This window comes from Cohnella sp., assembly GCF_041640265.1.
In the GTDB taxonomy this organism is placed as follows: Bacteria; Bacillota; Bacilli; order Paenibacillales; family Paenibacillaceae; genus Cohnella.
Genome location: NZ_JBEQAP010000063.1, coordinates 1 through 13,372, shown reverse-complemented (window position 1 = coordinate 13,372; position 13,372 = coordinate 1). Strand labels below are relative to the sequence as shown.

Sequence of the window (13,372 nt, the reverse complement as noted above, 5' to 3'; positions counted from 1 at the left end):
CACGAGAGGAGAAAAAATCCAAATGTCAGAAAATAATTTACTATCTCCGAATAGTGCACCGCATAGCGATGTAGAGGATATCAAACGCAGAACGAATTACCTGCGGGGCAGCCTGGAAGAAGTTCTGAAAGGCGAACTCACAGCATCTATACCTGAAGATGAGAATCGCTTGATGAAATTTCATGGCAGCTACATGCAGGATGATAGAGATTTGCGTAACGAACGGAGTAAGCAGAAGCTTGAACCCGCTTATCAGTTCATGCTGCGTGTACGAGCGGCCGGCGGAGTTGTCACACCGGAGCAATGGCTCATGATGGATCGTGTCGCTCAGAAATACGGCAGTGGAACGATTCGTCTGACCACTCGTCAGTCCTTTCAGCTGCATGGCGTCATCAAGTGGAACTTGAAAAAAACGATACGAGAAGTGAACGATTACATGTTAAGTACGCTTGCCGCTTGCGGTGACGTTAACCGGAATGTGATGTGTAATCCGAATCCGTATCAATCGGAAATTCATTCCGAAGTGTATGAGTGGGCCAGCCGAATCAGCAAGCACCTTGATCCACAGACCAAAGCGTATCACGAGATTTGGTTGGACGGTGAAAAAGTGGTGGATAGCCTGGACAGCGGGGTAGTTCAAGTTCAAGAGCCGATTTATGGAGAAGTCTATTTACCGCGTAAGTTTAAGATTGGAATGGCCATACCGCCTTCAAACGATGTAGACGTATTTTCCCAGGATTTAGGTTTTATCGCGATTATCGAGGACGGACGATTAATTGGCTTTAACGTCTCTGTCGGCGGCGGGATGGGAATGTCGCATGGTGATACCAAAACCTATCCGCAGGTTAGCCAAGTGATCGGATTCTGCACGCCGGATATGGTTGTAGACGTAGCGGAGAAGACGGTCACGATCCAACGGGATTACGGCGATCGTTCTGTCCGGAAGCACGCGCGTTTTAAGTACACGATAGACGATCGCGGCATTGGTTGGTTCATCAATGAATTAAGCAATCGACTTGGGTGGAAGCTAGAAGATGCTCGCCCTTACCATTTTGAACATAACGGGGATCGTTATGGCTGGGTGAAGGGAAGCAACGGCAAATGGCATTTCACCCTCTTTATCCAGAACGGAAGAATTAAAGACGAAGAAAACGATCTTCTGATGACGGGATTGCGGGAAATCGCTAAGATACACGACGGGGATTTCCGGCTCACCGCAAATCAGAATCTGATCATCGGTAATATTAGCAGCCAAAAAAAGAAAAAGATTGAAGACTTAATCAAGACTTATGGACTCACCGATGGGATTCAACATTCTGCTTTACGGAGAAACTCCATGGCTTGCGTAGCTTTCCCAACGTGCGGGATGGCAATGGCCGAATCGGAGCGCTACCTTCCTGCTTTGCTTGATAAGATGGAGCCTATGTTAGAGGAAGCAGGCTTGCGTGATGAAGAGATTGTCATTCGCATGACCGGCTGTCCGAATGGATGCGCCCGTCCGTCGTTAGCGGAAATTGCGTTTATTGGTAAAGCACCCGGCAAATATAACATGTATTTGGGGGGCGGATTTAACGGCGGCCGGTTAAACAAGCTGTACAAGGAAAATATCGGCGAAGCGGAGATTCTCGAGTCACTGCAGCCGATCGTTAACAGGTATGCGAAGGAACGGGTGGAGGGCGAACATTTCGGCGATTTCGTCATTCGCGCCGGGTATGTCAAAGAGGTTCACTCAGGTCAGGACTTTCATTCATAACCAATATTCTCTGCGAAAGATTAGGCATAGAAGGAAAGAAGTGCATCCTACTCTAGGGTCGCGCTTCTTTTGGATATTAGAAACTGAAAGGAGAAAGTTATGTGCCGAAATATTAAGACACTATTCAACTTCGACCCTCCGGTTACCGACAACGAAATTCAGGCAGCCTCACTCCAATTTGTGAGAAAGCTTTCGGGCTTCAACGAACCTTCGAAGGCAAACACGGAGGCGTTTAATCGTGCCATCGAGGAGATAGCAGCGGTAGCCAGAAATCTGATGGACTCGTTAGTAACAAATTCTGAACCTCGGAACCGCGAGGTCGAAATCGATCGTGCACGTGCAAGATCTGCCAAAAGGTTTGGAGCTCCAAAGAACTAAGGTGACGTAATACGATGGAATCCAAATTTAACGAAAACGCCATTTATGGCGTTTTTTTGTCTGTACTACAATATATATACAAGTATGATGGAGGATTTTTACTCCAGTTCACATGGAGTTCAAATTGTTATGTTACTATATTGAAAGAGGGTTATAATTGCTAAATTAAGGGTGATTTAGGATAAATAATCGGACGAAAATACTTTTGCTTATATTCATTGTCGTCACTGTGATTTTCCTGCTCTTGTACATGGGGATACCTTCATTGCTATTGAATTGGAATCCAGAGCAGGTACTGAAGCTTGCCAACGATAATATTCCTTTACTGCTTCTAATTACATTACTTCTGATGCTTGTTCAAAATATTTTTTCGTTTTTTCCGCTATTATTGCTGATTACAGTTAATATTTCATTTTTTGGTTTTTTATATGGTTATTTATGGAGCTGGTTAAGCAGTATTGCAGGCGCTGTTGTGGCATTTCTTATCGTTCGACACGGGTTGCAAGGTTTCTTTATTAAAAAGATTAATCAGAATATGATTAAACGAATCGAAAATAACGGATTTTATTATGTCTTTTTGATGAGAATATTTCCCTTGCTGCCAACTAGTATAATTAATACTGCGGTAGGTCTGAGCACTGTGAAATTGAAGGGATTTTTTTATGGCACGATCCTGGGAAACATGATTTATTTATTTGTTCTATTCTTAATTCCAATGGGATTGATGTCCGAAGAATCAGATATTTATCTTTTTGCTACTATTGTTATTGTGTTAATCGCAGGTGCGGTTATGTGGCGAAAATATATCAAGAAAAAGGAACAGGCTCAAGAGTTGTAAGAAGAGGAATTCTGCCGCATGTAATGTCTATAAGCAAAGGAGTTTGAAATCTTGCATATAGTAGCAAAAGAGTTCAGCTCATTTAATGAGATAACGGTATACGACACTAATCAGTTATATGGAGAAATGGGTAAATTTCGCTGTTTGCAGTTTACAGATGATGCCATACAAGGTGCTATTGACTTGAAGAATCCGAAGCGCATCGTGTTAGCATACCATAGAGCCGTCATACATTTAATGATGCTAAATAATCCATTGTTCGAAAAGGTGTTTGTTATTGGGCACGGGATTGGGACGATCGCAGGCCATTATACGGATAAGCAGTTTACAGTCGCGGAAATCGACGGAAAAGTAGTGGAGTTAAGCAAGCTGTATTTCCGATACCCTATAAACAATGTTGTTGTTGGAGATGGACGCGAAATTCTTCGATATTCGGAACAGAGTTCATTTGATTATATAATCTTGGACGCTTTCACCCATAAGGGTACTCCGCTTCATTTAACATCTATGGAATTTTTCGAAATGACGCTGGCAAAGCTCAACACCAGGGGTGCCATTATTATGAATCTAATGGGAAAAGCCAAGGATGATAGGTTTATCAACGCTATACATACGACCTTAAGAAAATCATATTTATACATAAAAGCTTTTACTCAGCAATCGGAGGATGAGACGGACATACGGAACATTATTGTAATAGGCAGCAACAAGATGTTCGATTTCCAGGTACGGGATATGGCAGGTTTTTTTGAAATTGAACTAGGACAGGGACATATCATAAGGGATAATGGAAAAGCTAAATCAAATGTATTTTGCGGGGAGGGATAGGGCTTGTCTAAAATTGTGCAAAATGTTCCTTATGGCTATGAGCCGCCGGTAGACCAAGTAAAAGGCACTCTCATTTATTACGATTCGTTCGAACAAACGTTGGATGAAGAGCTGGATGTTGCTGCAGAAACGGCGAGAGTCCGTTCATTTGCGAGATTCGTACTGTATCCGATTCATGAGGAAACGATGAGGAGGATGACTAAGAGTCCGGTAAGCCCCTACTATAAAAGAGAAAAGCGGCTGTACGAATGGAAGCAAGAGCGAGGGCGGGAGGAAGTTGCGATTGACGGCTGGGAAGGTAAGAGGAAGAAATATACGCCAATCGATTCCGCGCTTCGTCATCTGACGGAAACACTGCCTGCCCCGCACTTTATATACATCTCTCCTGAGATGGCAAATTCGTTCGCTTCGTTCTCTTCCTTTGAAGAGTGGATCGTAAAGATTAGGCTGATATTGTCATCGGAACCATCCGTTCTTCATCCGCGATTAGAAAAATACCGTGAACGTTGGAACTCCTTCGGCATTCAATTAATGTAACCAGACATACAGCCCATACAGAATGGCCAAATGTGCAGGATAGAAGTACCGATAAATCCATTTGTGAATGGCAATCGACTGATAAGATAAAGGATATACAATTAGAGCGGTTCCGAAAACACTAAACAGCTGTATCCAATATCCCGGTCCATTAATGGTTAAGAAAATTATGTTTAAGAGTGAATGGTTAGCGATTACTTTCCAACCCTCGAAGTAACGGAATATAAAAATTAACAGCACACCGTAAAGACCATAATCCATAGGAATGAAGAAGGACGTAGCTGCAACAATTAAAATAAAAACTGCTTTCCATTCCTTCGAAGTGATTTGATCTGCCGCATATAAACTGAGAAGAGACAGTAACAAAGTAAAAATAACGTTTAACTCGAATTGTTGGAACGCAAGAGTGTAAGGTATTTGTGAAATGCATGCCAGCCCTAATAATCTCAACATATATTTCTTGTGATTTCTGGTATGTCGGTACCCCTGCACTAAAAACCAACCATAAAGAGGAAAAGCAATACGTCCAATAATACGGAGTATTTCACTTTTCGGGTAAAAGATAAAACCGACATGATCAATCAGCATCGTTATCATTGCAATTAATGGCATCATAACCCAATTATATCACTTTGATTATATATATTCCCGCATTCCGCTCTTTTTCAGCAGGACTACGATATCTTTCACGTCCTGAGCTCTATCCTTCGAGCAGATCAATAGCGCGTCTTTCGTGTCTGCAATGATTAAGCCGTCAATACCAATCGTGGTGATTAGTCTTTCTTCCCCATATATAATAGAGTTCCTCGTCTGGATACCAAGATGCTTCGCTTTAACGATATTGCCGAATTCATCCGGAGGTATGATTGCGCCAAGCGCATCCCAGCTTCCAATATCATTCCAACCGAAATCACCGGGAATGACCACCACTTCATCACTGCGCTCCAAGATTCCATAATCGATAGAAGTGCTTTGAAGATTCGGGTATATGTCACGAATGATATCCTCATGATGATTTCGATCGATATAATCAACGAGAGGGATCATTGATTTATAAAGTCTGGGAAGGTACCGTATGAAGTTATCGATAATAACCGACGTCTTCCATATGAAGATCCCGCTATTCCATAAATAATTTCCCGAAGAGAGGTATTCTTCCGCAACAATGAAGCTAGGCTTTTCCACGAATTCAGCCACTTCATACACATTACAGGGTTTGGTCATATAAGTGTCACTGGAGTGAGAGATATAGCCATATCCGGTTGAAGGGAAGGTCGGTTTGATGCCGATCGTAACGATCTTATCCGTTTCTTCAGCGACGGAGCATGCCTCGGTTAATGTTTTCTTATACTTGTCCTCATCCGTAATATGATGGTCGGACGGAGATACGACCATCAAAGAATCCCCGAATTTTTGGTTAATGAACAATGCCGCGTAGAGTATGCTTGCCGCTGTATTACGTGCAATGGGTTCAACCAGAATGTTGCTTGCGGGTACGCTAATGTGCATAATGCTTTCCAATTGTACGGCTTGCGATGAATTGGTAACGACAATCGTATTCTCCAGTGGAATTACACCATTAAATCGGCCTATCGTGTCATTGAGCATAATATCATTACCGCTTATGTTTAATAATTGCTTGGGCATTTCTTGTCGGGATAAGGGCCAGAACCGTGTACCGCCGCCACCTGCTAAGATCGTTACGAACTTATGCATGGTGGATCACCGTGTGTGCTATACAGTAGGAGATAATGTTCTCCGAGCCTTGATTAAGATTCAGTCCGCTGGCATGAATCCCATCATAGCAACCACCGGTTTGTGGATCAATCATGGATTGTTTGCTCGAGTTGCGACCATGAAACCAGTCCAAGCATAAGTTAGCCTGATTTAAGTAAGTGGAACTTCCTATAATCTCATAAGCTTCATGAAACGCGAGAAGCATTTCGCAAGCCTCGATCGGCTGTTCGTCATGCAATGCAGCATCTTCACCACGCACAAGCCAGCCGTTACTGCCAATGGGTTTGAAATAGCCATCCGTTGTAAAGGTTAGCGAAGCAAGGAAATCCAAACTCGACTTAGCTGTATGCCGCAAATCAGTTCTACCGCTTATTCGTGAAGCTTTGAACAGGGCCCATGGAAGCATGGCGTTACCGTAAGTAATGCTGTCCTCAAACCAATGCCAATCCGATCTATCGTAGTGGTCATACTGCGCTTGAAGACGATCAGCCATGTCCTCGACTAATTCTCTTATTGCTTTGTTCGGTAGGAACATAGAAGCTGCTTCGCTTTTTTCCACATAAGGGTAAGGAAAGGCATAGGTTAGGGAGTCCTTTGTTTCCAGCAAGCAGCTTAGTCCTACGATTGCATAAGCCATTGCTCTTGGAGAACGAAGCGCAGCGATGCGAGGGAGGGCTTGATTGATCATATATCTACAGCTGTTATGGAGATTATCGGGAATGGAGGGCTCCGAAAGCGCGAATCCGAGTGCCCATATGCATCGGCCTAAACAATCATCCGAGCCTATTTCTTCAATGAAACTACGGTTATAATCCATGAAATTTCTGAAGCTTCCATCTTCATTCTGGGCATGATGGACAAAAGATAAATAGGTACTTATGAGATCAATCCAAGCCTCATCATCGCAATTTCCGTGCAGCATAACAGCGGCAATCAATGCCCGTGCATTATCATCGGTGGTGTAGCCTTTACTGCGATCTGGTATTCCGAATTTCGTATGTTGGAAAATGCCGGTGTCATCTGTCAGACGTCGCAAATATTCCGATCGCAATGGTTTTATCCTAAGCTTCTCCATTAAATCACGCTCCCTTGGATCGTATACTGGGTTTTAACTGATTCCCGAATCAATGTGGCATATTGTTTGACAATTTGGTTCCACATCATCGTTCGTCCGAGATCTAGGGTCTTTTGTTCCATCTGCTTCTTCTTGTCAGGATGATCCATAATGTCCAGGATACTCTTTTCCAAAGACTTCGGATCCCGGAAGTTGGCAAGCAGACCTCTGCCTTCCGCTAACATCTCAGTTGCATACCGATAAGGGGTAGAGATGATGACTCTTCCATAACCGATTCCGTAGGCAAGCGTACCGCTAACTGCTTGTTCTTTGCCAAGGTAAGGAGTCATATAGATGTCTGATAGAACGAGAGAATGAACGACTTCCTCTTGTGTAAGCAGCTTATCGACGAATATCACGTTATCATGCAATTCCAGCCGGGAGACTAGATCAACTAACTTTTGGCGGTATACTTCGCCGACTTCCCGTTTCACGACAGGGTGCGTCTTACCCCAAACGATATATAAAGCGTCGGGATGACTGTCTTTGACTCCACTCATGGCCTCAATTGCATATTCGATACCTTTACCCGGGCTTAAGAATCCGAATGTAGAAACAATTTGACGATCGGCATACCCATAGTGGGCTTTAAGTTGTTCCCTTGATTCGGTTTCGACTTTAGGAACTCCATGATGAATCATGCTGACTTTATCTGCCGCAATTCCGTAAATCGCATGAAGATCCGCAACAGTGCTTTGTGCCATAGTAATGGAAAGGCAGCTTAATTCGCCAAGACGCGCAACAATGTGATGCTGTTTAGGGTTCGGGGCTGTTAAAACCGTGTGGAAAATGACGATAAAAGGTATGGTCAGCCTTTCCGCAAGATCAAGCACATATTCTCCGCTTTCGCCGCCATAAATACCGAATTCATGCTGGATGACAAGAAGATCGATATTGGATCGATTTAATTCCAAAGCTATCCTAATATATTCCCATTTGTGATTCTGATTGAAGTTCATCATCACTTTTTTGCCATAGGCATAAGTTGAATTGTTGTTAACGGCTACGACACGAGGGGGGTTGAAATCACTTATCAACTCTAGCTCATTAATCAAATCCTGTGTAAAAGTAGCTAGACCGCATTCCCGGGGGAGAAAAGTTCCTAGAAAGACTACATTCTTCTTGTTTAGCTTATTAACCATCCAATAACCACCTTTAATAATAAATTATTCCATTACTAAAAAATAAAAAAAAGAAATAAAGAGTGACTTTATTTCTGGCGTGAAAGCGGATATTCAGCTGTTGAAAATGATGTGTTGATTTATAAAACGTGATGTGATATTATAAAATATTTCGGTCAAATCCCATCTTGTCTATTAACAATAGCACCTGATTCAATATCTGTCAATTGTGGTGATCATTGTACAATAACGAATAACCGTGTTAAGCTGATGAAATTATGAGGGGGCTAAAGCAATGAGTAACACTATCCAATTAACGGATCGTTCTAATCTTCCCTCTTCGCACGTGAAACAACTGAGAAAGCAAGGATCCATTCCTGCTGTCGTTTATGGAGTTGGTCTTACAAGTATCCCGGTTGAGGTAAACGGCAAACAACTGTTCGCTGCTCTGAAGAAAAACCCTAAAGCTATCCTGCAAGCTACGATCGCAGAGCGTGGTCAACACCCTGTTCTTGTTCAAGAGATTCAGAAAGATATGTTAACAGGCAAATGGACTCATGTTGATTTTCACCAAATCAATATGAACGAAAGCATTGATACGAAAGCAACGATCCATTTCTCAGGAGAACCTATTGGATTAGTAGAAGGCGGTATCCTTCAAATCGAGGTTCACGAAGTGGAAATCCGTTGTATGCCTGACAAGTTGTTTGCGGCGTTCGAAGTCGATATTAGTAAGCTGGGCATTGGCGACCAATTGCTAGTTTTTGATTTATTATTCCATGACGGAGTTGAAGTCTTAACTGATACTTCTGTTATGCTAGTTAAAATCCTCAATCCGCAGGTTGCAGAAGTTAAGCCTACGGAATAAAAGGAGAAAGAATCGGGCAGTTCCTTATACTGGAATAAATAAAGAACAATCTAATCCGCAAACTCTGCGGATTTTTTGTTTGTTAGTAACGTTTGTTACAGGTATGCTATAAAAGTGTAAATAACCTAAAGATCAACATCGTTAGATCGGCAACAGGGGGAAACTTGTATGGAAGAAAAAAAACTGGTTAAAGGATTTAGCAGCAAGAACCATTGGATGAATGGAATGTCGCCTAAGAGAAAGTTCTCTATAGAGACGGATTATACGCCATTAAAAAAACGAAGGTTTCACCTTCCCTTCAAGCTTCGCTGGCTAATAGCCGGATTGTTATCGCTTGTTATCCTTTGTGCGGTGGCTGGTTACTTTTGGGTAAGGAGTCTCGACATTGACAAGCTCGCGGTTCCTATTGCGATACCTACCCAAATGTTCGACCTTAATGGCAACACCGTTTCCCAAATCTCAACCGTCAAGATTGAACCTATATCAATTAATGAAATTCCGTTGATTCTGCAGCAAGCGATCGTAGCTGTCGAGGACAAGAGATATTACGATCATACCGGTGTAGATGCATTCGGTATCCTGCGGGCCGCTTTCCGTAACGTTAAAGAAGGCGGAGCTGCGGAGGGTGGAAGTACGATTACGCAGCAGCTCGCCAAGAATGTGTTCTTGTCGGGAGACAAAACATTGTCGCGGAAATTAACAGAAGCGGCATATGCCCTCAAGATCGAATCATCCTATGATAAAGACAAGATTCTTGAAATGTATCTAAACCAAATTTATTTCGGCGAAGGCCAGTGGGGAATTCAAAGAGCGGCCAAGAGATATTTCGGCAAAGTTCCTATGGAGCTTTCACTGGCCGAGAGTGCAATGTTAGCAGCGTTACCTAAAGCGCCAAGCCGTTACTCGCCCTATCGCCACGAAGAGCTGGCATTGGATCGCCGCAACCTGGTCCTAGGGCTTATGCGGGATGAAGCATATATCTCAGAAGCAGCTTACGTCGAAGCGACAAAAGAACCAATACAAGTTCTCAAACAGAAACCCCAAGGTAACGGTCTCCTTGGCAAATATCCTTCCTATACAGATGCCGTCATTGATGAAGCCATTCAGAGATATGGCTTTACGGAACGCCAGATTCTCTCAGGGAATCTAAAAATCTATACGCAAATGGATCCTAAGATCCAAAGCGCGATGGAATTGGTATATAAAGACGATTCCTTATTCCCGACGAGTTCAACTGACCAACTCGTGCAAAGCGGAGCAGTCATCATTGATCCCTACACGGGTGGTGTTCGAGGCATCGTAGGCCAGAGAGGGGAGCACGTTTTCCGAGGATTCAATCATGCTACGCAATTAGAACGCCAACCCGGCTCCGTATTCAAGCCTTTAATGGTCTATGCACCTGCTTTGGAGAAGGGATACAAGCCAAGCTCCATGTTATACGACGGACCGCTCGATATTAATGGATACAAGCCTCAGGATTGGGACAACCAAACGCGAGGTGAAGTAACCCTTTGGGAAGCCGTTATTAAATCATGGAATATTCCAGCTGTCTGGTTGCTTAATGAGATCGGTCTGCAAACGGGCAAGAAATTTGTAAGCAAGCTCGGCATACCTCTTGAAGAGGAAGATAACAATCTTAGCTTGGCTTTAGGAGGCTTATCCAAAGGTGTGTCGCCTCTGCACATCGCGCAGGCATTCAGTGTCTTCCCTAACCTAGGAGATTTAAGATCAGCCCATTTGATAGTACTTATAACGGATTCGAACGGGAAAGTAATAGTAGACGCGGAGTCTGCGAAGAACACGATTATGTCGCAAGAGAACGCCTACACCATGACCGAACTGCTTCAAGATGTCGTAAAAGAGGGAACAGGTTCGAAGGCTGCATTGCCGCGTCCAACGGCAGGTAAGACGGGAACGACCCAATTGCCGAATCTCTCTGAATTCGACGGGATTAACGGCGGCTCCAAGGATGCCTGGTTTGCCGGTTACACGCCGGAGCTTGTAGGTGCGGTATGGATGGGTTATGATGTGACGGATAGCGAGCATTACTTATCAACATCAGGTGGACATTATCCGGCATTAGTGTTCAAAGAGATGATGACGTTGGCATTGAAAGATGTTCCTATAGCTTCCTTTAGGCTTCCTTCTTCATTGATTGCAAGCCGAAAGGCGGAGGACAAGAACGACAAAGACGACAAAGACGACAAAGACGACAAAGACGATAACCAAGAAAAAGAGAACAAAGACGATCGACGAGGTAAAGACAACACACGCGACATAGATGAGAAACAAGATAGAAAAGAGAGACGCGGAAAGAAGGACTGGGAAGAGGACGACGAGTAATGCGTATACGCACAATTATATAGAACAAGAAATGCAAAAAAATCTTCCTTCTACTAAGGAAGATTTTTTTGCATTAAAGAAGATTTAAGAATGCTATAGCCACGCTCTTGGAGGATTGCGGATTTTGTCCAGTGACCAGATTGCCGTCAACCTCTACATGATCACGCCAATTAGGATGCGCGATGAATTCTGATTGAAGCTCCTTCATCTTGGTCTCGAGAAGGAATGGCATCAAGGAATCCAACTGAGTTTCCTTTTCCTCCTCATTAGTGAATCCCGTTACCCTCTTGCCTTCAATTAATGGATTTCCAGTGTCTAGTTGAGCTCCGACCAACCCGGCTGGGCCATGACATACCGCGCCAATCGGTTTATTAGATTTAGAGAAATCAGTCAGCAAATTGTGCAAGTGCAAATTGTTCGGCAGATCAAACATCGCACCATGGCCACCAGGAAGGAATATACCCGCGAAATCCTTAGCTGTAACATTAGATAGGGGAGTTGTCCTCAGGAGAAGTTCTTTGTATACCTTCCATTTCTCAGGAACATCGTCTTCGATGCTGCTAGGGTCGATTTGTGAAGCTCCGCCTTTAGGGCTGGCTACGGTGATCTCGAATCCCTCACGCGTAAACTCCTCATAGGGCTCGGCGAATTCGGATAACCATATTCCCGCGAGCTTACCGTTATCCATCACATGACCGTTCGTTACGACGATTAATATATTTTGTTCAATCATTTCAATCACTCCTTTAGAGTTCCTAATATAGAAATATACCCGTAGAAGAGTAGAGAGAATCTTCGACCACGATTAAAGAGAAAAATGATGCATGGCAAGAAATTTTATTGCAAATATTAAAAACTTAAAAGCAATGTTTATGCAAACGACTTACATACAGGGGGAATTTATTATGGAACAACAAGCGATTTGGGCAATCGGAATTTTTCTTGTAATCTACGCACTTATTATTTCAGAAAAGGTTCACCGCACGATTGTAGCCATGATTGGCGGTCTGATCATGGTAGCGCTGGGTATCGTTGATCAAGAAACGGCTTTGCATCATATTGATTTCAACACCCTAGGTCTTCTTATAGGCATGATGATCATTGTGAGCATAACTGCCGACACAGGTCTGTTTAAATTCATTGCAGTATGGTCGGCCAAGAAATCAAAAGGCAACCCGGTGAGCATATTAATTGCACTATCGCTGATTACTGCTGTTGGATCTGCGCTATTGGATAACGTTACAACCGTACTGCTCATGGTGCCTGTAACCTTTAGTATTACTCGCCAATTACGCGTTTCTCCGATGCCTTTCTTAATAACTCAAATTATTTCATCGAATGTAGGTGGTACGGCAACGCTGATCGGGGATCCTCCGAACATCATGATTGGCAGCGCAGTTAAGGAATTAACGTTTATAGCATTCATAAACAATCTTGCTCCTATCGCTGCTGTAATAATGGTCGTCTTCATCCCTATTTTTATCCTGCTTTTTCGTAATCAAATCCAAACCACACCTAAATTAACGCAAAGTATTATGGATTTGAATGAAAAGGAGCTCATAGCTGACCACAAATTGCTTCGAAAGTGTTTAAGCGTACTGGGATTAACTATCCTTGGATTTTTCCTGCATCAATCGTTGCACCTGGAATCGGCTACAGTTGCATTGGTTGGCGCATTTGTGCTCCTATTACTTACGGGTGAGCATATGATGGAGGAGGCATTTACTAAAGTCGAATGGACGACGATATTCTTCTTCGTGGGTTTGTTCGTTCTGGTATCAGGACTTATTGAAACGGGTGTAATCGCCAAATTAGCGGCACAAGCGATTGAACTGACTAACAGATCGGAAGAGCA

The 13,372-nt window shown here is 43.2% G+C and carries 13 protein-coding genes; 8 read left to right on the top strand and 5 right to left on the bottom strand.

Features of this window, described 5'->3' with window-relative positions; genetic code table 11:
* The first annotated feature begins 22 nt into the window (after positions 1 to 22).
* From cysI to ACESLK_RS26845, 5 genes are all read left to right on the top strand, one after another.
* Positions 23 to 1,753: an assimilatory sulfite reductase (NADPH) hemoprotein subunit gene (cysI, locus tag ACESLK_RS26865; RefSeq protein WP_373232874.1), complete on the top strand. Its 1,731-nt coding sequence runs from the start codon at positions 23 to 25 to the stop codon at positions 1,751 to 1,753.
* A 99-nt stretch (positions 1,754 to 1,852) separates the two neighbouring features.
* Positions 1,853 to 2,131 (top strand): DUF2277 domain-containing protein, encoded by a 279-nt coding sequence (locus ACESLK_RS26860; protein WP_373232873.1) that lies wholly within the window; start codon positions 1,853 to 1,855, stop codon positions 2,129 to 2,131.
* 271 nt (positions 2,132 to 2,402) lie between these two features.
* Positions 2,403 to 2,969, top strand: coding sequence for a TVP38/TMEM64 family protein (locus tag ACESLK_RS26855; protein ID WP_373232872.1), 567 nt, complete (start codon positions 2,403 to 2,405; stop codon positions 2,967 to 2,969).
* A gap of 51 nt (positions 2,970 to 3,020) precedes the next feature.
* The gene (locus ACESLK_RS26850; RefSeq protein WP_373232871.1) at positions 3,021 to 3,797 is read left to right on the top strand and encodes a spermidine synthase; all 777 of its coding nucleotides are present in this window, start codon (positions 3,021 to 3,023) and stop codon (positions 3,795 to 3,797) included.
* Between the two features lie 3 nt (positions 3,798 to 3,800).
* Positions 3,801 to 4,334, top strand: a complete 534-nt coding sequence (locus tag ACESLK_RS26845; protein WP_373232870.1) for a hypothetical protein — start codon at positions 3,801 to 3,803, stop codon at positions 4,332 to 4,334.
* Here the strand turns inward: ACESLK_RS26845 and ACESLK_RS26840 are convergent.
* From ACESLK_RS26840 to ACESLK_RS26825, 4 genes are read right to left on the bottom strand one after another with little or no spacing between them, the layout of a single operon-like run.
* A complete protein-coding gene (locus ACESLK_RS26840; protein WP_373232889.1) occupies positions 4,326 to 4,931 on the bottom strand; it encodes a TraX family protein in 606 nt (201 codons plus the stop codon). The two genes, ACESLK_RS26845 and ACESLK_RS26840, sit on opposite strands and share 9 nt — an antisense overlap.
* Before the next feature lie 39 nt (positions 4,932 to 4,970).
* On the bottom strand, positions 4,971 to 6,050 hold the full coding sequence (locus ACESLK_RS26835) for a mannose-1-phosphate guanylyltransferase (protein ID WP_373232869.1): 1,080 nt from the start codon (positions 6,048 to 6,050) through the stop codon (positions 4,971 to 4,973).
* Entirely contained in the window at positions 6,043 to 7,146 is a 1,104-nt protein-coding gene (locus ACESLK_RS26830) for a glycosyltransferase (RefSeq protein ID WP_373232868.1), read from the bottom strand. The genes ACESLK_RS26835 and ACESLK_RS26830 overlap by 8 nt, the downstream gene beginning before the upstream one ends.
* Positions 7,146 to 8,327: a glycosyltransferase family 4 protein gene (locus ACESLK_RS26825; RefSeq protein ID WP_373232867.1), complete on the bottom strand. Its 1,182-nt coding sequence runs from the start codon at positions 8,325 to 8,327 to the stop codon at positions 7,146 to 7,148. The genes ACESLK_RS26830 and ACESLK_RS26825 overlap by 1 nt, the downstream gene beginning before the upstream one ends.
* 274 nt (positions 8,328 to 8,601) lie before the next feature.
* Here ACESLK_RS26825 and ACESLK_RS26820 point away from each other — a divergent pair, with 274 nt between their 5' ends.
* Both ACESLK_RS26820 and ACESLK_RS26815 read left to right on the top strand, forming a co-directional pair.
* Positions 8,602 to 9,174 (top strand): 50S ribosomal protein L25, encoded by a 573-nt coding sequence (locus ACESLK_RS26820; protein ID WP_373232866.1) that lies wholly within the window; start codon positions 8,602 to 8,604, stop codon positions 9,172 to 9,174.
* 168 nt (positions 9,175 to 9,342) lie between these two features.
* Positions 9,343 to 11,517, top strand: coding sequence for a transglycosylase domain-containing protein (locus ACESLK_RS26815; RefSeq protein ID WP_373232865.1), 2,175 nt, complete (start codon positions 9,343 to 9,345; stop codon positions 11,515 to 11,517).
* 73 nt (positions 11,518 to 11,590) lie between these two features.
* Here ACESLK_RS26815 and ACESLK_RS26810 read toward each other — a convergent pair whose 3' ends face one another.
* On the bottom strand, positions 11,591 to 12,250 hold the full coding sequence (locus tag ACESLK_RS26810; RefSeq protein ID WP_373232864.1) for a type 1 glutamine amidotransferase domain-containing protein: 660 nt from the start codon (positions 12,248 to 12,250) through the stop codon (positions 11,591 to 11,593).
* Between the two features lie 172 nt (positions 12,251 to 12,422).
* Here ACESLK_RS26810 and ACESLK_RS26805 point away from each other — a divergent pair.
* The coding region (locus tag ACESLK_RS26805) for an ArsB/NhaD family transporter (RefSeq protein ID WP_373232863.1) at positions 12,423 to 13,372 on the top strand (950 nt) is incomplete at its 3' end.

Coding starts and splice junctions, on each gene's coding strand:
- ACESLK_RS26820 (WP_373232866.1), top strand. CDS start 8,602: ATGAGTAACACTATCCAATTAACGGATCGTTCTAATCTTCCCTCTTCG.
- ACESLK_RS26830 (WP_373232868.1), bottom strand. CDS start 7,146: ATGGAGAAGCTTAGGATAAAACCATTGCGATCGGAATATTTGCGACGT.
- ACESLK_RS26835 (WP_373232869.1), bottom strand. CDS start 6,050: ATGCATAAGTTCGTAACGATCTTAGCAGGTGGCGGCGGTACACGGTTC.
- ACESLK_RS26810 (WP_373232864.1), bottom strand. CDS start 12,250: ATGATTGAACAAAATATATTAATCGTCGTAACGAACGGTCATGTGATG.
- ACESLK_RS26815 (WP_373232865.1), top strand. CDS start 9,343: ATGGAAGAAAAAAAACTGGTTAAAGGATTTAGCAGCAAGAACCATTGG.
- ACESLK_RS26860 (WP_373232873.1), top strand. CDS start 1,853: ATGTGCCGAAATATTAAGACACTATTCAACTTCGACCCTCCGGTTACC.
- ACESLK_RS26825 (WP_373232867.1), bottom strand. CDS start 8,327: ATGGTTAATAAGCTAAACAAGAAGAATGTAGTCTTTCTAGGAACTTTT.
- cysI (WP_373232874.1), top strand. CDS start 23: ATGTCAGAAAATAATTTACTATCTCCGAATAGTGCACCGCATAGCGAT.
- ACESLK_RS26840 (WP_373232889.1), bottom strand. CDS start 4,931: ATGATAACGATGCTGATTGATCATGTCGGTTTTATCTTTTACCCGAAA.